General features: G+C 40.3%; 20 protein-coding genes and 1 tRNA gene. 9 read left to right on the forward strand and 12 right to left on the reverse strand.

Translation table 11 applies throughout. The features are described from left to right. Positions 1-2 precede the first annotated feature (2 nt). The 3 genes from bioD to NMK93_RS12525 are packed head-to-tail and all read right to left on the reverse strand — an operon-like array spanning position 3 to position 2,332. A complete protein-coding gene (gene bioD / locus NMK93_RS12515; protein WP_254527662.1) occupies positions 3-620 on the reverse strand; it encodes a dethiobiotin synthase in 618 nt (205 codons plus the stop codon). Continuing rightward, complete coding sequence (locus NMK93_RS12520) at positions 613-1,725, reverse strand: pyridoxal phosphate-dependent aminotransferase family protein (RefSeq protein ID WP_254527663.1); 1,113 nt, start codon at positions 1,723-1,725, stop codon at positions 613-615. The genes bioD and NMK93_RS12520 overlap by 8 nt, the downstream gene beginning before the upstream one ends. After that, a complete protein-coding gene (locus NMK93_RS12525) occupies positions 1,712-2,332 on the reverse strand; it encodes a hypothetical protein (protein WP_254527664.1) in 621 nt (206 codons plus the stop codon). Before NMK93_RS12525 ends, NMK93_RS12520 begins: the two co-directional genes overlap by 14 nt. 142 nt (positions 2,333-2,474) lie before the next feature. On the opposite strand from NMK93_RS12525, the gene NMK93_RS12530 reads away from it, so the two are divergent. Continuing rightward, entirely contained in the window at positions 2,475-3,866 is a 1,392-nt protein-coding gene (locus tag NMK93_RS12530; RefSeq protein WP_254527665.1) for a PLP-dependent aminotransferase family protein, read from the forward strand. A 3-nt stretch (positions 3,867-3,869) separates the two neighbouring features. Here NMK93_RS12530 and NMK93_RS12535 read toward each other — a convergent pair whose 3' ends face one another. Beyond that, the gene (locus tag NMK93_RS12535; RefSeq protein ID WP_185212595.1) at positions 3,870-4,286 is read right to left on the reverse strand and encodes a hypothetical protein; all 417 of its coding nucleotides are present in this window, start codon (positions 4,284-4,286) and stop codon (positions 3,870-3,872) included. Positions 4,287-4,474: 188 nt separating this feature from the next. After that, the gene (locus tag NMK93_RS12540) at positions 4,475-4,903 is read right to left on the reverse strand and encodes a four-helix bundle copper-binding protein (RefSeq protein ID WP_237219476.1); all 429 of its coding nucleotides are present in this window, start codon (positions 4,901-4,903) and stop codon (positions 4,475-4,477) included. 323 nt (positions 4,904-5,226) lie between these two features. On the opposite strand from NMK93_RS12540, the gene NMK93_RS12545 reads away from it, so the two are divergent. Together NMK93_RS12545 and NMK93_RS12550 are read left to right on the forward strand one after the other, a co-directional pair. After that, positions 5,227-6,786 carry a serine hydrolase gene (locus NMK93_RS12545; RefSeq protein ID WP_185212596.1) on the forward strand — a complete coding sequence of 520 codons (1,560 nt, stop codon included), beginning with the start codon at positions 5,227-5,229 and terminating at the stop codon, positions 6,784-6,786. Positions 6,787-6,943: 157 nt separating this feature from the next. Next, positions 6,944-7,017 (forward strand) — tRNA-His (locus NMK93_RS12550). Positions 7,018-7,137: 120 nt separating this feature from the next. Here NMK93_RS12550 and NMK93_RS12555 read toward each other — a convergent pair. Further along, positions 7,138-7,860 (reverse strand): WbqC family protein, encoded by a 723-nt coding sequence (locus tag NMK93_RS12555; protein WP_185212597.1) that lies wholly within the window; start codon positions 7,858-7,860, stop codon positions 7,138-7,140. Positions 7,861-8,248: 388 nt separating this feature from the next. Between NMK93_RS12555 and NMK93_RS12560 the strand changes: the two genes are divergently transcribed. After that, complete coding sequence (locus NMK93_RS12560; RefSeq protein WP_254527666.1) at positions 8,249-9,823, forward strand: hypothetical protein; 1,575 nt, start codon at positions 8,249-8,251, stop codon at positions 9,821-9,823. Here NMK93_RS12560 and NMK93_RS12565 read toward each other — a convergent pair. The 3 genes from NMK93_RS12565 to NMK93_RS12575 are packed head-to-tail and all read right to left on the reverse strand — an operon-like array spanning position 9,820 to position 14,258. Continuing rightward, on the reverse strand, positions 9,820-12,120 hold the full coding sequence (locus tag NMK93_RS12565; RefSeq protein ID WP_254527667.1) for a GH92 family glycosyl hydrolase: 2,301 nt from the start codon (positions 12,118-12,120) through the stop codon (positions 9,820-9,822). The genes NMK93_RS12560 and NMK93_RS12565 overlap by 4 nt on opposite strands. A 27-nt stretch (positions 12,121-12,147) precedes the next feature. Beyond that, entirely contained in the window at positions 12,148-13,284 is a 1,137-nt protein-coding gene (locus tag NMK93_RS12570) for a glycerate kinase (protein ID WP_254527668.1), read from the reverse strand. Next, entirely contained in the window at positions 13,284-14,258 is a 975-nt protein-coding gene (locus NMK93_RS12575) for a D-glycerate dehydrogenase (protein WP_254527669.1), read from the reverse strand. Before NMK93_RS12575 ends, NMK93_RS12570 begins: the two co-directional genes overlap by 1 nt. Positions 14,259-14,647: 389 nt before the next feature. Here NMK93_RS12575 and NMK93_RS12580 point away from each other — a divergent pair, with 389 nt between their 5' ends. Together NMK93_RS12580 and NMK93_RS12585 are read left to right on the forward strand one after the other, a co-directional pair. Next, positions 14,648-14,896, forward strand: coding sequence for a hypothetical protein (locus NMK93_RS12580; protein ID WP_185212602.1), 249 nt, complete (start codon positions 14,648-14,650; stop codon positions 14,894-14,896). A gap of 293 nt (positions 14,897-15,189) precedes the next feature. Further along, positions 15,190-15,807: a hypothetical protein gene (locus NMK93_RS12585; protein WP_185212603.1), complete on the forward strand. Its 618-nt coding sequence runs from the start codon at positions 15,190-15,192 to the stop codon at positions 15,805-15,807. A 1,026-nt stretch (positions 15,808-16,833) separates the two neighbouring features. On the opposite strand, the gene NMK93_RS12590 is transcribed toward NMK93_RS12585, so the two are convergent. The 3 genes from NMK93_RS12590 to htpG all read right to left on the reverse strand — a co-directional run bounded on the left by NMK93_RS12590 (position 16,834) and on the right by htpG (position 20,243). Then, positions 16,834-17,916: an IS110 family transposase gene (locus NMK93_RS12590; RefSeq protein WP_254530287.1), complete on the reverse strand. Its 1,083-nt coding sequence runs from the start codon at positions 17,914-17,916 to the stop codon at positions 16,834-16,836. A 113-nt stretch (positions 17,917-18,029) separates the two neighbouring features. Continuing rightward, entirely contained in the window at positions 18,030-18,230 is a 201-nt protein-coding gene (locus NMK93_RS12595; RefSeq protein ID WP_254527675.1) for a hypothetical protein, read from the reverse strand. Between the two features lie 123 nt (positions 18,231-18,353). Next, complete coding sequence (htpG, locus tag NMK93_RS12600; protein ID WP_254527676.1) at positions 18,354-20,243, reverse strand: molecular chaperone HtpG; 1,890 nt, start codon at positions 20,241-20,243, stop codon at positions 18,354-18,356. A 146-nt stretch (positions 20,244-20,389) separates the two neighbouring features. On the opposite strand from htpG, the gene NMK93_RS12605 reads away from it, so the two are divergent. From NMK93_RS12605 to NMK93_RS12615, 3 genes are all read left to right on the forward strand, one after another. After that, positions 20,390-20,953: a suppressor of fused domain protein gene (locus NMK93_RS12605; protein ID WP_254527677.1), complete on the forward strand. Its 564-nt coding sequence runs from the start codon at positions 20,390-20,392 to the stop codon at positions 20,951-20,953. 145 nt (positions 20,954-21,098) lie between these two features. Next, positions 21,099-21,800 (forward strand): DUF4397 domain-containing protein, encoded by a 702-nt coding sequence (locus NMK93_RS12610; RefSeq protein ID WP_185212606.1) that lies wholly within the window; start codon positions 21,099-21,101, stop codon positions 21,798-21,800. Positions 21,801-21,900: 100 nt separating this feature from the next. Beyond that, entirely contained in the window at positions 21,901-22,374 is a 474-nt protein-coding gene (locus tag NMK93_RS12615) for a DUF6882 domain-containing protein (RefSeq protein WP_185216848.1), read from the forward strand. Positions 22,375-22,411: the final 37 nt, after the last annotated feature.

Below are 22,411 nucleotides of genomic sequence, written 5' to 3' on the forward strand. Positions count from 1 at the left end.
CTTTAATTTTCTATTCTAATTTTTAAAATTGCTTTTTCTAGACCCGCTGCATCCAATGATTCCAATTGGGGAATCTCGATGATCTTGCTTCCTGCTGGTTTGTTTTTGATCAAAATTCTTTTGCTTGCTTCCTTGAATTCCCCATTCAGCACGATATAATCTACTGCTATCCCCCGCTCATTTAAACTGTGAAAGGACAGCAAACTATGGTTGATGCTTCCTAAATAGTCTGAACAGACCAAGATCACTGGTAAGTCCAGATACGCTACAAGGTCAAGGATAAAATGCTGATCGTTTATAGGTACAAACATCCCTCCCGCACCTTCCACGATGAGGTTTCCGCTAGTTTCAGGAAGCTCGAAATCTTGGAGCTTGATCTCCACCCCATCAACTTCCGCGGCATAATGCGGGGAAGCAGCGGTATTTAATTTAAATCGCTCTGGATGAACTATTAGCTCAGCTCCTACTAATGTTCTGAGCATTTGGCTATCACTGCTTTCGAGATCTCCAGACTGGATCGGCTTCCAATATTCCGCATTCCAAAGTTTTACCAAGACCGCGGACACAATGGTTTTCCCTACAGAGGTTCCAATGCCTGTTACAAAGTATTTCTTATTCATTATTTACTTCCTTTAGACAGTTTTTCAATAATTCTATTTCTTCTCTTGAGTTGAAGGCATGCATCGAAATGCGCAACATCTCCTCGCCTTTTGGCACTGTAGGATACTTGATTGCATAGCCCAAGATCCCTTGTTTTTCCAACAGACCAGTTGCCCTATCCAAATCTCTCGGCTCTGAGAATCTAACCGGTATGATAGGACTTCTAAATGGAATAGAATCGGACTCCTTAACATGATCGCATTGTTTAATATTTTCTTTCAGAACGCTAATTAACAGCATGTTATCACTTAAAAATTCATAGGACGCCCTAATACTTAAGGCGTGGAAATCAGGGAGTCCAGTACTATAGATAAACGTTGAAGAATAGTTGACCAGATAATCAATAAGGCATTTAGATCCCAAAACAGATGCACCTGACAAGCCCATCGCTTTGCCGTAGGTGATTACAGTTGCAAAAACCAGATCCTGCAGATTATAATGATCAACAAGCCCCAATCCACATGTACCAATAGCATGAGCTTCATCCACTATCAAGGCTGCAGCATATTGCTTGCAGAGGGCTGCTATCTCTTGGATTGGCGCAAAATCCCCATCCATGGAATAAAGACTTTCTATCCCCACCCAGATTCTTCCTTTAGCCTTCTTCAGTAAATCCTCAAGTTGTGCAAGGTCGTTATGCCGAAACTTCCAGCGAACCGCCGCTGAAAGCCTACATCCATCATAAACAGATCGATGGACCTTTTGATCTAAGATGATCGTATCCCCTTTCTTTGGCAATGTCGAGAACAAGGATAAGTTTGCACTATAGCCTGAGGGAAATAATAGGGCTGATTCAACACCATGCTGACTTGCGACAGACTGCTCTATCTCCATGTTTAAGTCTGAATTTCCTGAAATTAACCTGGAACCTGTCGCTCCCATTATGGAGTCTGGGTACTGCAGTAAAATATCATGTAATCTAGATCTAAACCCTTCACTCCTTGCAAAACCTAGGTAGTCATTGGAAAAGAAGTCAACACCTTGTTTTTGTTTCTTCAATTGCCTGTACCGACCTTCTAGCTTTCTATTCTGGAGTTCAAGAAGTAATCCATCAATTATGGACATCACAATTCTCAACTTCCTTCGACAGCTCAGCTATCCAATCCTGAAACAAGTCTGCCTCGATCTGTAAGACTTTCTGGGCATGTCTCTCCCATTCTGCATCAAAACCTTTCAACTGGCTGATCATCTCTTCGAGATGACCTTCTTCCTCCAGGATAATGGATTTCACCATAACTTTTGAACCAGCTTCACTGAGCACATCTTGATAGATCGGATACAATTCATCCGCCCTAACCTCAATGGCATAGGTCACAAATAAATAGGCTGCATAGCGTAAATCCTGACCAGATAAGCTAAACTGTTCTTTTAGATATCGACTGGCTTTAAGGTCCAAACGATGTAAATATTGAATGGAAGATTTACCTCCTAACAATGAATCTTCCTTATAATACTCAAAACCAGACACAGCTAGCTTACCAATTTGCTTCTTGAGATAATAAGCATGTCTATGTTCTTCGGCAGCATGCTTCAATTGGATAAGATCGGTACGAACAGGGTCTTCGCATGCCGAGATCTTTCTGGCACCAGCATTTTCCATAAAAGAAAGGGTATTCAGCCATTTGGCGTGAACCGTGGCATCCGCCACTATTTGATTCAGGATTGCTTTCATATTTTTCTAATTGGCCCAAAAGTACTACCTTGCCGGATGGTTCAAAGGTGCCAGTTTAAAGAATATGATTAGTCCGGTTAGTATACCCTTTAAAAGTTTTATCCATATAGAGAGGAATTCCGCTACCCCCATTTACTTACAGGTGGCAAATCAATTTATCCAAGCCATCGCACAGGGTAAGCTTAAGCCGGGAACTAAATTATTAGGGACAAGGGCATTGGGGGATTTATTAGAAGTGCACCGAAACACGATTACTGCGGTTTACGAGGAACTCTTCGGACAAGGTTGGGTAGAAATCCATCCCAATAAAGGAACCTACGTCGCCTCACAACTTCCACTACAGGAACAGCAAGACCTTTCAAGCTTCCAATATCCAAAGGAAACTGGCTATACCTTCAAAAAATCCATTCTCTTGGACAGTCCTTTCGAACACACAAACTGCGACTATATATTCAATGATGGCAGTCCCGATATCCGATTGACACAATTTGAAGATCTCTCTAGATTCTATAGCTCCAACATGAAACGCAAGAGCAACCGGTCAAAGATGGGGTACTACAATCAGGAAGGGAGCGAATATTTTAAGGAACAGATGCTCGATTACCTGCAGAGCAGCCGCGCCTTGAAAATCAACAAGAACAACCTCCTTATCAGCAGGAGTATTGAGATGAGCCTTTATATCATCTCGGAAATCTTGCTCACAGAGGATGATACCGTGCTGGTCGCTGAACTGAGCTACTTCGCTGCAAATATGATCTTTCAGAAGTCTGGCAGCAAAATCATCTCAATCCCATTGGAGGATGATGGAATCGACGTGGAGGCACTTGAAAGACTCTGCCAAAAGCAGACCATAAGGATGCTTTACCTCACAGCTCAGCAACACTACCCAACCACTGCTAGCTTAAGTGCCCATAAGAGAATGAAAATCCTGCAGCTGGCAAATCAATATGGCTTCATCATCGTTGAAGATGACCATGATTATGACTTCCAATTCGACAAGCAACCACTTCTACCCCTTGCCACTTCAGACCAGAACGGAATGCTGATCTATGTTGGTTCCTTTGGAAAATCCTTGGCTCCCGGCTTCCGAACAAGCTTTATAGTTGCCCCTGAAAACCTAATGGTTGAAATGAGAAAACATCTCGGGATCATTGACAGGCAGGGAGATATCTTAATGGAACAAGCTTTGGGAGAGATGATCGAGGAAGGTGCGATACACAGGCATCTCAAAAAATCATTGAAGGTTTACAAGGAAAGAAGGGACTACATGGCCTTTCTACTTGAAAAAGAATTAGGTGACCTGCTGGAATTTAATATCCCCAATGGCGGCCTTGCATTTTGGTTGAAATGGAAAAAGCCAATCAATCTGCTCAAGCTCAGTCAGCAAGCGGCCAAGAACAACCTATTTATTCCGAAAACCTTGCTTTACCAACAAAAGGACCTTCAGGCAATGCGTATAGGATTTGGCAATCTAAACCTAGAAGAAATGGAAAAAGCCATCCAAATCTTAAGATCTAGCCTATCTGAAATCTAATGTTTAGTCTGCAAATATTGTTCTGCTTTCTTTGGGTTGAACGTCTCTAAAATGGACATACATGCGTTTATATTTCACCATCTCCCTAGAGTCCGCCAAATAATTCATCTTCGTATCCCTAAAGACCAACTGGGCGGCCTTTTTTTCCATTTTTGTTGCAAAATCAAGGAATTCTCGGAAAAGCATCCGACGTTCATGGGTAGTGAAATTACTCTGTTGGCAAACTTTTAGGATCAGCTCATCATCAAAATGTAGGGAAATTTTCGTGCCTTGGGAATTTAAAAGATAAAATATGGGTCTGGGACTATTATTTGGAAATAAGCCAAACCCTATAACACCATTATCAGTGTTGAATACATAAGCATAAAAGTGGATAGTGCCTATCAATGCCGAATCTACCAGTATGTTTTTAGTAACCATAGCTTCATAATTTATGTGTTAGTGAATAATAGATGATTAAAGATCTATCAGGAAAACCCTTAATTATCCATTTATTGGTTAATTTACTCTTTCTCAAGTCAATGGCAGTGGAGATATAGATTATCTTTTTATTAATTCTTTGAAAATCTAACTCTTAATGCTTATTATCAATACTTATTGGCAGCAGATTATGCTACCAATTTCCTACAGGCTTCAGCACAAGACCTACAGGCTTCGGCACATTCACGACAGTGTTCCATTCCATGAGCAGCATGTTTTTCACACTCTTCCGCACAGGCTTCACATAGATCCAAACAAATCTTAACTAACTCCAACTTAGGTTTACTGTCCATAATCAACAGTTTATAGGTAGACTCACAGATCTCTGCACATTCCAGATCCGTTTGAATGCACTTGCGCATCATTTCAAGTTTCTCCTCTCTCAAACATGCTTGCGCACATTTTAAACAAGCAACCACACATTGCTGACACGCCTCTATACAATTCTTTACCAACTGATCTTGTTCCATTTGCTTCTCCTTTTTATTGCTAATAATAAAACTGAGCTCAATAGCTTTAGCATTGATACCCATTAAGTTAACACTTTCACAATACATTCGTTCAAATTAAATTCATTTATATAAGTTAATTTTTGATTTGTATTAAATAAATTACAATTACTGATAATCTTTTTCTTATAAAAAACGAATCTATTGAAACTATTTTCTGAAACCTCATTATCAGTTTTATCAACGATTAATTTTAGCCAAAAACCGTAAATGTAGTATTTTTAATTTTGTAGAAAACCCTCTACTCCAGTATTTTAAAATAAATAGAACCGAATTTTATAATCCTAAAAATACAAGCTACATTTATCCAGAAATTGCAACTGTCCTCAGAAAAATTGAACGTTTTGCAATTCAAACCTAATTTGAAAATCATGAACAATTACAAATCTTCTTTCAGTCACTTATTGGCAATACTCTTTCTATTGTCCTTTTCCTTCAAGTCCATTGCACAGGGACTACCTCAAAAAGACCTGGACCAGCTAGTAGAAAAAACCATGAAGAGCTTCAATGTTCCGGGAATAGCATTAGGGATTATAAAAGATGGAAAAACCATCCACCTAAAAGGATATGGAGAAAGATCCATAAACAGTAAAAAACCTGTTGACAATCAAACCGCCTTTGCAATCGCATCAAATAGCAAAGCCTTTACGGCATTTGCCTTGGGCATGCTTATGGATGAGGGAAAACTAACCTGGGATAGCAAAGTCACCGATTTTATTCCAGAATTCAAGATGCATGACCCTTATGTCACTTCAGAATTTACCGTTAGGGACCTATTGACCCACCGTTCAGGATTAGGTCTCGGTGCTGGTGATCTAATGTTTTGGCCAGATTCTGCAAACTTCAATACTGAAGAAGTGATCCATAACCTGAGGTACCTTAAACCGGTATCCAGCTTCAGAACAAAATTCGATTATGACAACCTACTTTATATCGTCGCTGGCGAGGTCTTGAAAAGAGCTTCGGGAATGAGCTGGGAAGACTTTATAGAGAAAAGGATCATGGCACCTCTTGGCATGACGAATAGTGCTGCCTCCCTGAGCCGGATGAAGTCAAAAAACAATGTAATCGATGCCCACGTCCCTATAGATGGCAAATTGATTACCATTGCCAGGTACTTAAGCGAAACAACCAATGCAGCGGGCGGAATAAACAGCAGCATAGAGGATATGAGCAAATGGGCAACCATGCTTTTGAACAAAGGAAAATATGGGAACAACCTGGAAAAGCAACTCATTTCCGAAAGACGGCTTGCGCAGATCATGACCCTACAGACCGTTATCGGAGGTTCAGGTCCCTATAATGCACACTTCACAGGATACGGCTTAGGCTTCTTTCTCAGTGATCAGAATGGATACTTTGTTGCCGAACATACCGGTGGCTTAGGTGGCATGGTTACTCAAATGACCTTGATTCCTGAACTGAAGCTCGGCATTATCGTGCTGACCAACCAACAGTCCGGCTATGCTTTTACCACGATTACCAATCAGATCAAAGATTCCTATTTTGGGATCAAAGGAACCGACCGCCTGACAGAACTTAAAGCTAGGGAATCCAAAAACGAAAGCGAAGGCGACAAAGTTACCAATGAGGTCTGGGCCAAAATCAAAGCTCAGGACCAAAAAATAGACTTCTCTCCTTTTCTTGGTAAATATAAAGACGCATGGTTCGGAGAAATCGAAATCAGTAACCGTAATGGTCAACTATATTTTACATCAGCAAGATCTCCACAGCTGCAGGGCAAAATGTATTATTACCAAGGGAACACCTTCGTTGCCGCTTGGAATGACCGCAGCATGAATGCAGACTCTTATGTTATGTTCAACCTGAATGAAAATGCCAAGGCAGAAAGCATAAAAATGAAAGCCGTTTCTCCATTAACAGACTTTTCTTTTGACTTCCATGACTTAGATTTAAAAAGAATAGATTGATTTTCGAAGCATAATTAATGCAGCAAAAGGAGATTTTCATCCTGCAAATAAAAATATCTCATTAGAAATGAGCTTTTTCACTGTTTAAACCAATGATTAGCGTAAAAACATTTGGAGTATATATAGATTAATCCTACTTTTGTATCACAAAATCACGGTAGGTATAGCTCAGTTGGTTAGAGCACTAGATTGTGGTTCTAGGGGTCGTGGGTTCGAGCCCCATTACTTACCCGGTTAAAGGAGGTCCAAAAGGCCTCCTTTTTTTGTATCTAAAATTCCCTTTAACATTCTCCTGATTAAAAAAATCCTAAACAAAAAACGGATTGAAATCTATCAACCCGTTTTACTCTCCTAATTTAATTTATACTGATCTAACATCTCATGTACCTCCTCTTTGCTATTGAACATCAAAGCATCCAGAATGGATAGTCCTGGCTCAAACACCCGCCCTCCTTGTTGATAATCCCGGAGCTTTATTTCATGAAAGAAGATATCTATATCCGACTGAATATATTTTTCCCGGTTATAAAAACTCATGCCGCCTATTGGATTAACATAAGTAACTTTCTGACCTATCGACTTACAGATATTTAATGCCCACTCGTCAGAGTCCTTCGGTTGCTCGATCATCAATTCCATCTCTGAAAAGGCAACAATCTCCCTTGGCATTTCCAGATAGTTACATATTTCAGTCAACACATGCCGGTTCAGGGAAGTAATATCATCAAAGTCCTTGGACAAGGTTTCTTTCACAAAATCAAGGGTCGGTTTATAGTAAGGAGCAATCTTTTTATAGATGGCCATTTGCGAAAACATTTTATCCTTCCAGGGCAGACTGTTGTCCAAAACACATTCCTTGATCAAGGAAGCTCTTCCGTTTGGTTTTTTCACAGGAACCTGTATATACAACCATCCATCACCCTGTTTCAAAATACGGTTCCGTTCAATCCAACCTCGTTGAATGTATTGCACGGTATCCAATAAAATAAATCGATCCGTATGTTTCAATAGGCTGATATACCCTAAATACGGAAAGAAATAAGGCTGAATTATTCCGATCTTTTTTCTAAGCATTATTATTTAATAATTAGTTTGGTTCTAGTACATATCTATCCCTATAAGCAGCCTTTTAATCAGGTTCATCATTTAGGTATAGAAAATATTATTATTCGGCATTGTTTCCGGATAGATTCAATTCATAGCATCACAGCCTGAAAAAGTAAAAACAGCGCGTTACTCCTTCAGCAGCCTTATTAAATCTATCTAAATTGATTATTGAGCCACAAAACCAGATCGATTGAGACTTCTTAATCACTAACTAGTTCAAAGTTAAAATGAACATTTGGTCCATTTTTACGGCTTTCCATAATTGGAGAAAAAAATATAAAGATGCTTCTTTGGATCCCAATTAAAACGGAGATTCTCCAATTAATTCGTAAATTGTATAATCGCTAAACCTATCATGAAAAAACTAAGCAGTACATTCTTTGTATTCCTATTCTTTACGTTAGCAGCTTATTCCCAAACTGCTCCAACCGAAATACAATTTGTCCGTCAAGGAGTAAAGCGCATTATCTTTGACCAGGACCAATCTATCCCATTGGCCAGTCTTAATCCGGAAAAGATTATTGGATTAAATGTAATGCACCCCATACATCAATATGGCAAGGATTCAGCTAAGATTAATATTGAAAAAGGACTATTGAATATTACAGCAAATACTGAATCTGAATCAACCATTTGGTTGGCAGGATTTAATCCTTTTGCCACCTATATTATGGACTTAGGCGATATCACTGGAGAAGGGAAACTGGGCTTTCAATTTGCCGATCCGAATAAGAAGGAAATTGTCCGACTCTCCATTTCTTATGCAGCAGGACTTATTGCTGACATCGAATTTGACCATCAAAAACCAGCAGAGCACATTAATTTCAATCAATCCATTTATATTCCAGAGAAAAAAGATATTCCTTTAAAAGGCAAGCTCATATTACAGATGCTTGGCAGTGGATTGACCCTTTACCTTCAAAATGAGGGCTTACCTACTGTCCTTGCCCAAAAGGATTTTGCAGAACACTCAGACCTTCGGGAAATTGAAAAAATCCGCAAATTCCAAACCTCATTATATGCCCAGCAGCAAAAAGGGACCATAGCAATAAAATCAGTGGACATCCAATTAAATGCAGGAATGGGTCTTGCAGATATCCGCGCATTGACCTACGAAACTGGCGAACCCATAATGGATCAAGGTCGTCTATGGTTTAGCATGAGCGTGCGAGGAAGGGCATTGCCACATCACCTCCAAGGAATCTTTAGCATGGATCCTTCTGTATTTGACATCAAGTTTGAAGGCATTGTGGTATTTGATCGTGGGGACGGGTTATGGCGAAACGAGGTCGCCTCTCATATCTTCTTTGACCGTAGGGACTCCATTTGGAGAGGGATCACAACAGGATTTAGTGCCTATGCCAAAAAATCCGAGAAGAAACAATTACTTGCGGTCGAGTCAAAACAAGACCCAAGATTTGGTTTCTCCATTATGAAAGCTAAAACAATGGGCCAGGTCGGAGATATTGAAGATCCGCACATAATATTTGACAAGGACGCCAATAAATGGCGCATATTGACCTGTGAAAATAGCGATGGATATAAAGCCATCATATTGGAATCCGATGATTGGGACAAGGGCTACAAAAAAATTGCCGGTCCTGTAAAGCACAATTCTACAGGAACCTCTATCCAAAGAATCAACGGTAAACTTTTCTGCTTTTCGGGCAGCTCCGAAAAAGAAGTCTTTATCTATTCCTATCCTGACCTTAAAGAATTGGGCCACTTAACCATGGACCTTCCACCATGGGACGAAACGAGCAACAGTAGGGTTTGGCCAAATGTTATTCAACTACCCGAAGGATATCCAACAAAATATATAGCCTTGATGATGGACCGATTTAATTACCCTGGTTTGAAAGGTCCAAACTGGACCTATGGAGCATTATATCTCTACCATGGCTACGAAAAAATAAGGACGAGCCCTTAATTCTTCAACTTCGGCATTGCCCCCATTTCAAGTTTCAATGTACCGCCCTTCAGGAGGTCCGCATGGCTGATCTGCATCTTTTCCAAAGGTTTTCCATTTAAGCTTGCAGATTGTATATAGATGTTTTCTTTAGAATTACCGGTAGCTACAATATTGAACTGCTTCCCATTGTCAAGCTTGAAAGTAATTTCCTCAAAAACTGGACTTGTGATTTCATAGACCGGATCTCCAGGAGCAATAGGATGAATACCTGAAGCCGCAAGGACATACCAAGCCGACATTTGACCTACATCCTCATTTCCTGTCAAGCCTTCCACCTCATTTTTATAGGCATGCTCACAGATGTAACGAGTCCATTTTTGAGTCAGCTCCGGCGCTCCTAACCTATTGAACAGAAAGGGAACATGATGAACTGGTTCGTTGGCATGGTTATAATACTTATTCCACAAGAAATCCTTCGGGGTATTTTCAAAGAATGCAGTCAAATCCGCCAATACCTTTTTCCGGCCACCCATTAACTCCACCATACCTTCAACATCATGCGGTACAAACCAACCTTGCTGATATGAATTCGCTTCAATACTGCCGTACCATTCCTTCATTCGGCCTTCCTCTGGCCATTTCTCCCACGACCCATCCTGATGTTTGGGCCTAAACCAATCCTTTCTAGAATCAAATATATTCCTATAGAACTGGCCACGTTTCATATATTTCTCATAAATATCCTTTTTGCCCATATTTTTGGCCATTTGGGCAATGCACCAATCCGTATACGCATATTCCAAAGTTTCAGAAATGCTAAAGCCTGATTCAACCGGAACATACCCTAGGTCAGAATTCCCAAACTTTTCCGAGGTTTTGATCATCAGGTCCAAAGCTTCCTCTTGGTTAAATCCACGGATTCCCTTTGCATAGGCATCCGCAATCACCGCCAGAGCCGGATTGCCGATCATACAACCACTATAAGCATTGAAAAACTCCCAACGCTCTAAATAATTCTTATTGCTTTGCTGAGCTAGGCTGATCAAGGAATTTATCTCTTCATTGACCATCTTTGGATTGATAATCGTCTGCAATGGAAATTGACTCCTGAAAACATCCCAGCCACTAAAGATGGTCCTTTTGGTAAAACCTTCCGATTCATGCACCTTTCCATTTGGCCTTGGATATCGCCCATCGACATCCGTAATGTTCCTTGGATCAATCATGGTATGATAAAGTGCCGTATAGAATATTGATTTTGCGTCTTCCGTCCCACCTTTTACATCTATTTTACCTAAAGCATCATCCCAGGCCTTTTGGGCCAGCTCCTGCATGGTCCTAAAGTTCTTCCCTTTCACATCGGCAAAGAAATTATTTTCAGCTCCTTCCATATCTGTGAAAGAAATCCCCACCTTCAGCAATACCTGTTCTTGATCTCTTGTAGGAAACTCCAGATAAAACCCAACATGGTCGGCTTCAACAGCAGAAGCTCCAGGAATGACCTTTGCCCGTTCCAGCATACGCTGATAATCAAGGCTCGCAACATCCTTATTTTTCCGCTCCTGTCCATCGGGCACATCCTGTGCCCAGAATCCATAATTTAACAAGGGTTTGCTAAATTCCGCATAAAAGTAAACGGTATAATCGGGATGCCCATCTCCATCGCCCCAACCCCCTCCAGTTGAATCACATTTAATCCAACCCTTGATGGTATTGCCATCTACAACCTCCACAGACTGTCGGGTAGAAGTTCCACCGACCCTTCTCGCCAAATCAATCTGAATCCTCGAGGTATCATTTTCAGGAAAAGTAAACCGAAGCATACCGCCATAGGGAGATGCTGTAGCTTCCGCCTTAATCTGATAGCGGTCTAAGTACACCGAATAATATCCTGCCTTAGCAGTTTCTGAGTTCTTATCATACGTAGATCTATAGCCTTGGAGCTCACCTGAACCTTCCTTTCCAGCAATTACATGTAATGGACCCGTACTGGGCATCACTAAAAAATTCCCCAAATCTCCATACCACCCTACTCCACTCATCTGTGTAAAGGCAAAACCTTCAATGGTTTTATGCTCATAGCTATATCCAGAGCCATTATCACCCCCTGTAATGGTATTGGGACTGACCTGTGTCATACCAAATGGAGTGGCAGCACCCGGAAAAGTTTTTCCAAGTCCATGGTAGGAACTTGCCGTGTTGGTGCTTGCCCCAATAAATGGATTCACATATCTTGAAGCACCAACGGGAGATTGCGCCTCAACAGTAATGGCCAAGCTTACAAAAAATACGGAAACTATGGATTTTAAAAACATGTATTTATCTAAATAATGATTCAATTGTTATTTCACCTGCCCAAGCATCTTGCCTAATTGCAGGGCAGTTCGAAGAAGGTTCTTTTCTGTATGCTTTATGGACAACTCCAATTCCTCTGGTTGATTTCCAATAGGCAGCAACATCAGGAAATAATCCTGCAGTTCTTTTGGAATCTTCAAGGGGATTTTTCCGGCCAATCCAATACAAGGAATTTGTCTTTCCTTGGCTTTGGCAGCCACGACTACCGGCGCTTTCCCTTCTAATGATTGACTATCTATGCTCCCTTCCCCAGTGATCAGTAAATCTACTTGTGCCAAAGCTGCATCAAAACCTGTTATCTCACAGAAATAGGATGCTCCTTTTTTTAGATCAGCATTCAAGAATACGGAAAATGCAGCTGCAAGCCCTCCAGCAGCACCTCCTCCCTTCATACCGTTCAATGATTTTTGAACCGTTTTTTTTGTCAATCGGTCAAAGCTTTTCAAAAACTCCTCCAATTTTTCGATATCTTCTTCACTTGCTCCCTTTTGCGGACCAAAAACCCTTGCCGCCCCATTTATTCCCAACAATTTATTCTCAACATCACAAAGAACAGTAAACTCACAACCTAAGATCCTTTCCTTGAATTTCGAAATGTCCATAGAATCCACCTTTTCAAAATCATTTGGTAAGGGCTCTATCACTGCACCTCTTTTATCCCGAAACTCTAGACCCATCGCTTGCAGCATACCTATTCCAGCATCAACGGTAACTGAACCGCCCAAACAGATCACAAAATCCCTGATACCTGAATCAATCAATGCTGAAATCAATTGCCCTAACCCTTTGCTACTTGATTTCAATGGACTTTTAAGTTTGTTCTGGATTGATTTAAATCCTGAGGTCTCTGCCACCTCAATAACAGCGCATTTGCCAGAATCAATCAGACCATAACTAGCTTTTGTTTTCTTTAGGTAAGCACCAGCAACCTTCATGCTCTTTATTTCTCCATTCAACTGCTTACAGATGAGAATAGAGCTATAGTCACCGCCATCTCCAATAGGAAATTTGGAAATATTAGCCTGGATCCCACTGGATTTCAAACCTTTTTCAATTGCATCCGCGACCTTATCTGCCTTTAGGCTATTTTTGAAACTATTGGGTGATATTAAAATGTTGAGCATTAAGAATAGACTTCTGGATTTAAACAAGTTTTCAATTTTTCTCCTTCGACAAAGGCAACAATATTCTCTGCCGCAATTCTCGCCATTCCTCCTCTAGCCTCAATGGTTGCTGAACCTATATGTGGTAATACACAGACCCGTTCATGTTTTAAAAGTGGATTATCGGGCAACATCGGTTCAGGATCCGTCACATCTAAGCCTGCACCCCAAACTTTGCCCGCATTTAGCGCTTCATCCAAATCCTTTTCATTGATAAAGCCACCCCTTGCCGTATTTACAATAATCGAAGTATCCTTCATCTGCTCAAATACCTCTTTATTAAACAAACCTCGGTATTCAGGAGCATAATTGGCATGTATTGATAATACATCAGATTGCGCTAGGAGTTCTTCAAAACTCACATACTTTGCTCCCAACTTCTCTTCCAATTCTTCATTTCTATTCCTGTTATGGTATATGATCGGCATTTCATAAGCTGCTTTGCATTTTATGGCCATCTCATATCCTATCCTTCCCAATCCAAATACACCCAAGGTCTTACCATAAAGCTCTTGGCCTAAATTTGCAATCGGATTGAAATACTTAAATCTAACTCCTACACGTACTTGATTGCTATGGAAGGATGCCAATCGAGAAACCATTAACATCAACATAAAGGAAATATCAGATGTTGCCTTACTCAGAACATCTGGAGTATTGGAAACAGGTATCCTTCTCCGGGTAGCCTCTTCTAAATCTACTTGATCAAAGCCGACCGAGAATAGCGATACAGCCTTCACCGAAGGGCAGAGGTCAAAAAACTTCGCATCAATCTTATAGGCTCCAATATTGAGGATCGCATCACATTGTTGACAATACGATATCCACTCATCATAGGATATTTCTGGATTTTCAGGCATTATTAGATCGATATCAGGTCTAGCCAGCATTTTCATGCCGACTTCAGGGATAAGTTTATTTATGAAGATCTTCATGTTGAATTGGTTTTTTGTGCAATAAGTTTAATATACTAAAAATGTATCGTTTTTAGGTAGACTGGCTATACTTCAATCTAAACATCACGTCTATTGGTAATATTAAGCATAGAGATTCTACCAAATGGTTAACACCAAAAATCAGCGGTTGTTGTTGGTGAAAAATGAAAATTACGATACTGCAAAACAAAATCTTTTGAAAGGGAAAAAACCTGCAATTACTAAAATTGTTGCTTATCGTACCTCATAACATGCATTGCACTTTCAATGTCATGATCCATCAACATATTGCCCAATTATTAAGTTTATATTAACTTTCTGAACCATGACAAATTGAAGCAAATCTATTGCTAGATTTATACTAGTAATCAGATAGATAGATAAATATCATGACACATAAGATTCAAGAATTAAGCGAAGCCGAATTACTGAGACGGTTGAGCAGATTGAAGACCTTAACCTCAATTCATGTTATTGCACTAGGTCTTTATTGGGTTTCTTCACTTGCATTAGGCATAGTCGTAGAACATATGTATGTCTGGCTCTTCAGCATCATATCCTTCCCTATCCTGATTTTGAACGTGAAAGCAATCAACGAAATAAAAGAAGAATTTCAAATCAGAAAAACCATGGTTTAGATATGATTTGTTAAAGCTATAAAAATAGATTTCGAGCCGATACGTATTAATAATTTAGTATTGTTTTTAATTGAAAGAAGGTCAATGTCAACTTGACCTTCTTTTTATATGACCTCCTAATGCGCTTTAGAGCAGGATTCATCTGCTATTGTAACGAAATGTTTAATTATTGTTACAATCAAAAACAAAAAATCGCCCTTTATTGAATCTCAATACAGATTCACTTGTTAAGAAAAGTTAAGACTTTAAATTTCCCTTGCAATTCTTATAGATTTGCTTCCATGATTAAACATATGTATTTAAAATTATCAGCCGTTATATTAGGATTAAGCATTTCAGGAAATGCATTAGCACAAGAATCAGATTCAGTAGTATATAAAGAGAACAAAGAAAAGGCAATCAAATTTGCTGTCAACAAAAACATCAATGCAGCATTGCCCCTTCTCACTTCATGTTACCAAAAGAACATGGAAGATAAAGAGGTTCAAACCATGATCTCTGCGTCATTGATCAGTATTGCATCTGATCAGAACAACTTACAAGGTTCTTTGGATAGTATTGATTCATGGACTGCCAAGTTTCCTTTCCTACAAAATGACAAACAAGTCCGTAAGCTATATACGATCAATGCTAATCAATTAGCATTCCTTAGCTTCCAGGAAGAGAATATCGAAAAATCCTTGGCCTACCATGATCTGGTAATTGAAGAGTTATCAAAAAATCAGGACCTAGGACTGAAAGACAATAAAGATCTAATTTCATTTGCCGTTAGCCTCGCAGCGGACCAACTTGAAAAGAAAGAATTCAGGATTGCCAGAAAGATCGCCAGCGAAAGCTTAGCCTATTTCAACGATCCAGAACTCAAAAAGATGTTAAAATACATGGATGATAAAAACTTGGGACTTAATTAAGTCCCATTTTTTTTGAGCGTATTTATCCCCTATAATACGTTTTCAGTTTAATTATAGCAGACAATGATAGTAGGTTTTGTTTTTTTTTATGTCATACGGAGGTTTATCCGAAGTATCTCGGAACTTGACAGACAATCAAAATCAAAGAAAATAAGGTAAGTTTTATTTTGTCATACTGAGGTTCATCCGAAGTATCTCGGAACTTGACAGACCATAAAAATCAAAAACAGTTTTTTTGACTGGCGTACAGTTCCTTTAATTTCGGTTATCACCCTCCATCATCCTAAAGAAGGTTAAGTTTTTTTGGTCATACTGAGGTTCATCCGAAGTATCTCGGAACTTGACAGTCCATAAAAATCAAAAACAGTTTTTCTGACTGGCGAACAGTTCCTTTACTTTCGGTAAAGGATGACACGATCTTTAGGAGGAGAACCGTACAGATACCTCACTACCTGTTCAGAATCAAAATGCGCAAAAGAGGGATTCAGAGTGAAACGAAGAATCTATTTTTGTTTTTTTTGGGAAAATTTGGTCATCGTAAGATGAGGAAACTTTTTCAAATGATTGTGGTTAGTTCCGAGACCCTTCGGGGAAACCCTCAGGGTGACACAAAAAAGGGTATGGAAAAAGTTCACCCCCCATGGGGATTTTTTATTAGCTGATCTAAACGAATTTAAGAGATAATCACCCTAAAGGATAATATTGATGTTAAGATTGCATCCGGCGGGCGAATTCAATTCGCCCCTTCTATGTTGTATTCCAAATTTTTTCTTGATTATTTGCCTCTATGGTTGTTTTTCCTTTCCCTTTCCCTTGCTTTGGGCCAAAGGTTGCCCAGCTGATGGTTTTTCCAACAGCTGCGATATGACAGTTACTTTTCAAACAACCTTCTATGAGCAGACCTATGGCTGCAGTGTCTTTTTCAGTTTGTAAAGTATGGGTGCCGCAAACTACAATGAGAGCGGACGCAATGCCGCAAGGGGCGAATAGCGGTCACCCAATTTTTTTGTGTCTATCCAAGTACCGTCATTTCACTACTCCAATAACATATTTTTCCCTGGTCCTCAGCACATACGCTATCCGGTTGACCAGTTTCCTTGCGACCTTGATGATCGCCAGGTTCTTTTTCATCTTCAGGCAGGCCTTTGAAAAGCCCAGGGCCAGCACCGGGTCGTTCCGCACGGCGATCCAGGATGCCTCGACCAGCATCCGCCTCAGCAGCTCGTGCCTGCGGAAGGTCAGTTCTCCGTCCGGGTCACGCTCACCTGAACTGTGCCTGGTCGGCACGATGCCGATAAAGCTGGCCAGGTGGTCGCTGTTGGCGAACCGCCGGATGTCCTCCAGCTCGACCAGCAGGCTCATGGCCGTCACCGGACCGATGCCCGGGACAGAGCGCAGCAGCGCGTAGTCCACGGCATGCACCTGCTGGGCCATCATGCTCCTGAGTTCCCGGTTCAGCTCCAGCAGGAATCCCCTGTGGTACTCCACTTTCCGGACCAGCAGCTCCAGCGTCCGCCTGCCAAATTCGCCCTTGATGTGGACATCCTCCTTCAGCCACGCCATGAACCGCCTGGACCAGTGCGTCCCGTTGTGCAGGAAGGCCTCGGGGTAGCTGATGCCATTGGTGTACAGGAATGACTTCAGCCGGTTCTTCATCCTGCCGATCTCCCTCACCGTGGAATGGCGCAGCCGCACTAGGGACCTGGCGTCCTCACAATCGGGCGAAGGGACGTATATCCCCCGTAAGACACCGGCCCGAAGGGCCCTGCCCAGTTTCTTGCTATCTATCGGATCGCTCTTGTGGAGCAGCTCCTTCTGGGTGCTGGGGACATCGGCGGGATTGACCACGATGTTGTGGACCCCGTGCGCCTGGAGTTCGCGATGGATCCAGAAACCGCAGAACCCCGCCTCATATACCGAATGGTAGGAGGCTCCGGGATAATTTTTCCAGAGATGGTTCACCAGGACCCCCACGTTGGATTCCTGGTGGATGCACTTAAGGAACAGGTCCTTGCTGTAGATCGCAACGTTCCAGCTCTTTAGATGGACATCTATTCCGATATAGATCGGTTGTCCATCAAAATTTAAATCCGTATTTTGTCGTAGCATAAGATTAGGATTTATGTTGTTATTTTGGTTATATAAAAATATAAACAAATAATCTTATGCTATCTCTTTGTATTAGCACGTCCTAGATACAAACATAAGGCCTACAACACCTGCTACCTTTTTAGCGAAAAGATAGTTCTTTCCCATGATCTTGGTCCATCCTCGCATCCCTTCCATCCTGGTTCTATCCCATGATCTTGGTCCATCCTCCTATCCTTTTCATCCTGGTTCATCCCCTGATCTAGCTCCATCCTCTCATCCCTTCCATCCTGGTTCTTTCCCATGATCTTGGTCCATCCTCGCATCCCTTCCATCCTGGTTCAAAAAAAGCAACCCCTTCTGGGGTTGCTTTTTTATCTACATAAATATTTCCTGAAACATGAAATCATCCTCTTGAAACATCAGCAAAGTCTCAAATCTCACATCTCATATCTATTCTAAATCAAATCCACGCTTCTTTTTACAAAAGCTGTCAATTCAGCGCCAGTCAACAGACCTCTTGACAATAGAGCAAGATCAAATGCCTGTTTGGCTAGCTTTTCACCTTCTTCTTCGGAAGATTCAACAATGCGTTTCACTAATGGATGGTTTCCATTAACCGTTACCTTATAGTTATCAGGCAAAGTACCATAGAATCCCATACCACCACCAGTTTTCGCCATATCTTTCATACGACGCATAAACTCATCGATAGTTACGGCAACTGGGAGATCATTGGCATTCAAGGCATCCACCTCAACCTTCATATCCGGACGAGAGATCGCTTTCTCAAAAATTCCAGTTGCTTTCTTGCTCTCATCTTCAGTCAGAGTCTGTTCGATTTTCTCGTCTTTAGGAATCAATTTATCGATTACATCTGAGTCAACACGTTTCAACTGCACCTTCTCGCCGCCATGTTGCTCCACATAGCCTGCAAAATGCGTATCCAAAGGACCATTGAAATTCAGGACATCATATCCTTTTGCCAAGGCTGCTGCAATGTAGCCATCTTGCTGCGCTTTATCTTGGGTATACAGGTAAATAATGTTGCCATCTTTGTCTACTTGGATATCCTTAACCTTTTCGTAGTACTCCTTGAAGGTATAATATTCATTGTTCACATTCTGAAGCAAGCAGAAATCATTTGCTTTTTCAGCAAATTTCTCATCGCTCAACATACCGTATTTAATGAACAAACTGATATCAGACCATTTTTCCTCAAAACCTTTACGGTCTGATTTAAAGATCTCGTTCAATTTGTCCGCTACCTTTTTGGTGATATAGTTGTTGATCTTCTTCACATTGCTATCCGCCTGTAAGAATGATCTTGAAACGTTCAGAGGAATATCTGGAGAATCAATGACCCCTTGCAATAACATCAGGAATTCTGGAACGATATCTTTTACCTCATCGGTAATGAATACCTGTCTAGAATACAATTGGATCTTATTGCATTGGATTTCCAATTCGTTCTTGATTTTCGGAAAATATAGGATTCCGGTCAAATTAAATGGATAATCCACGTTTAGGTGAATCCAGAACAAAGGTTCATCCATAGAATGTGGATAAAGTTCATGGTAGAACTTCAAATAATCTTCATCAGTCAATTCTGATGGCGATTTTGTCCAAGCGGGATGCGTATTGTTGATAATATTGGGAACCTCTACGGTCTTGTATTTTGGTTTACCTTCTTCATCTTCACCATCAGGTTCAGATTCTGATTTCATTCCAAATTGGATTGGAACCGGCAAGAACTTACAATATTTATTAAGGATTTGTTGAATTCTTTGCTTTTGAAGGAATTCCAAAGACTCTTCATTGATATGTAAGATAACATCGGTTCCACGGGTTGTTCTGCTACCTGCAGAGATCTCATAGGAAGTAGATCCATCACAAACCCAATGTGCAGCCTCTGCTCCTTCTTGGTAAGACAAAGAGTCAATTTCAACCTGATCAGCAACCATGAATGCCGAGTAGAAACCAAGACCAAATCGACCAATGATTTCATTGGCATCGTTAGCTTCTTTAAATTTCTCCATGAATTCTGTAGCCCCTGAAAAGGCAATCTGGTTGATGTATTTCTTGATCTCCTCGGCAGTCATACCAATTCCGTTATCCGAAATGGTAATGGTCTTTGCTTCTTCATCAACTTTCACTTGTACCGTAAGGTCGCCCACTTCTCCATTATATTGACCTAATGAAGCTAATCTTTTGATCTTTTGGGAAGCATCGACCGCATTGGATACAAGCTCGCGTAAAAATATTTCGTTATCTGAGTATAAGAACTTCTTAATCACCGGAAATATATTCTCGGTATGAATTGAAATAGTACCCTTCTCTTCTTGCATATGTTTGTTAATTTATTTTTTTAAGATTTATATATTTCTGTAATCAACTTATATTCCAATGTTATTTTTAAGTCAAATTGACAGCTTGTGCTGAAATTTTTACACAATTGGCTATTTTTGACTGAAAAAACAGGTTAATTCTTCAGATGATATTTAAAAAACCAGATTTCCTTAAGTCTCCTTTGGAACATTTCCGCAGCCAATTGGAAGATACCCTACAAGCAAAAGCAGCTGTTTTTCGGGAGAAAAGCGTAAAGAAAAAACTTCCATTCGTCTATTCATTGGTTTTTCACAAAACTGAAGACAGCCCAATGACAACCTTCTCCTATGGTCTTTCATTCGCCAATCATCCAGATCAACACAATAAGGTTGAATTATGCCTGCAGATGGATTCTGAAGATATGACCTGGGCACATGTTGTTGGATATTTAACCAATCAGCTCCGTGGGGATTGCCCTTTCAATAGTGGCGAAATAATCCGACTGGGGCAAAAGGTCAGCCAAGAGTCTGACCTAAACGCTTTTGTGGTGATTCCTGTTCAAGATGGTATTCCCCAAAAAGTGAAGGATGGGAGGAAATCAACTGTACAACTGTTAGAATTGCTTCCTATTTATGAACAGGAAGTCTATAATATCCAAAAATTAGGATTGGATAATTTCATCAAGCAACTCGGAAAGTCCAAAACAGACCCTAAACGGAAACCATTATAAGGTCTTCCTTCTTTTAAATCCACTTTAACAAGCTTGAATCCAACAAAAAAAAGATTTTTCCCTAACACTGTAGCATATCTGTAAACATTACCGTTTTTTTATTGAACGTTCAAAAATTGAAATCAAAAAAGAATTTACTGAACAAATGAAAAAACATAGTCTTCTATTAGTCATTGCACTAAGTATATTAACATTAAGTAGTTGTCTAAAGGATAATGATGATTATCCAGATTTAAACTACCCTGCTGTTTCCCTTTTTAACTTCTATCCAAAAAGTTCGGGAATACTATACGCAGTCAATGGAAACCTTTTAAATCAGATAGATCCGCGTTACAAAGGTATCTCTATGTTCTTCGCTATCCCGGGAAACAAAAAGATACAGGTTGTAGATCGCTTAAATAATCAACCCATCATTGATACGACTTTCACATTTGCCGATTCAGTGGTATATAGTTGTATGGTCTATGGAACGGAAGAAAAACCTGAATTTATCAGGGTTCCAGATGTAGAATTGAAAAATGCAGGGACTAAAACCGGGGTTAGGTTCTTCCATTTGGCCAACCAAGTAGGCAAAGTAAATTTCAAGGTAGGCAGTCAGGAAATTGTCGGATCGACCAACCGTGTAAAGGAAAACCCTAACACTGTCGCCCAGACACAAATCTTTAGGGAGTCCACTACGGGAAAAACTGCTGTTACCGTTACTGATGAACAAGGAAAGGTAATTGCCAAAATTGATGAAATTAATTTGGAGAACAATAAACATTACAACTTCATGTTAATCGGAACGAAGGACAACAGTGAATTTCCTTTAGAGCTTGTATACAGCTTCTATAACATTACAGATTAACGACTTACAACAAGGCAGCTTTACAATACATCCATAAAAACGGAAAGGCCCAATGATTTGGGCTTTTCTTATTTTTAAGGTTTTGCTATATTTATGGCCTATGAGCCTTGAGAAACCCAAAATAGACGAATCTTTTCGTGTACTTCACGCTAAAGCGCATGAATATATTACGGATCAACAAGAAATTCTTGAAGAACAGCATGCCTTTGGCCAATTCTCCAGCTATACCGTAGATTGGGAAAATAATATCATCAGCTTTTCAAATGAGGACAATTCAAACTTAAATCTAGCGTTTCAGATTGTGGGTAGTATTGATCCTGAGAAATCGATTTGGACCTGGAGATGGGATAATCCAGAAATCTCTGAAGCTGAAAAGGAAGAATTGGATATCATCAAAAATTATGGTGAATTCTATGATTTTGGATACCTCAGCAACCCAAAACTGGAAATCGACACCCCTATCGCTTGGGCTTTGACCGCAATTTCCGGTTACCTCCGCATTTCCAAAGGAATCTTCAGGATTCAAAAAGACACTGAAGCCCATTTTGTATACTTTAAGGAAGTGTTAGCTTAACACCTTAAATTATAAGGAGTACCCTGACCATCATTAG

Origin of the sequence: Sphingobacterium sp. LZ7M1 (genome assembly GCF_024296865.1) — a bacterium.
Lineage (GTDB): Bacteria > Bacteroidota > Bacteroidia > Sphingobacteriales > Sphingobacteriaceae > Sphingobacterium.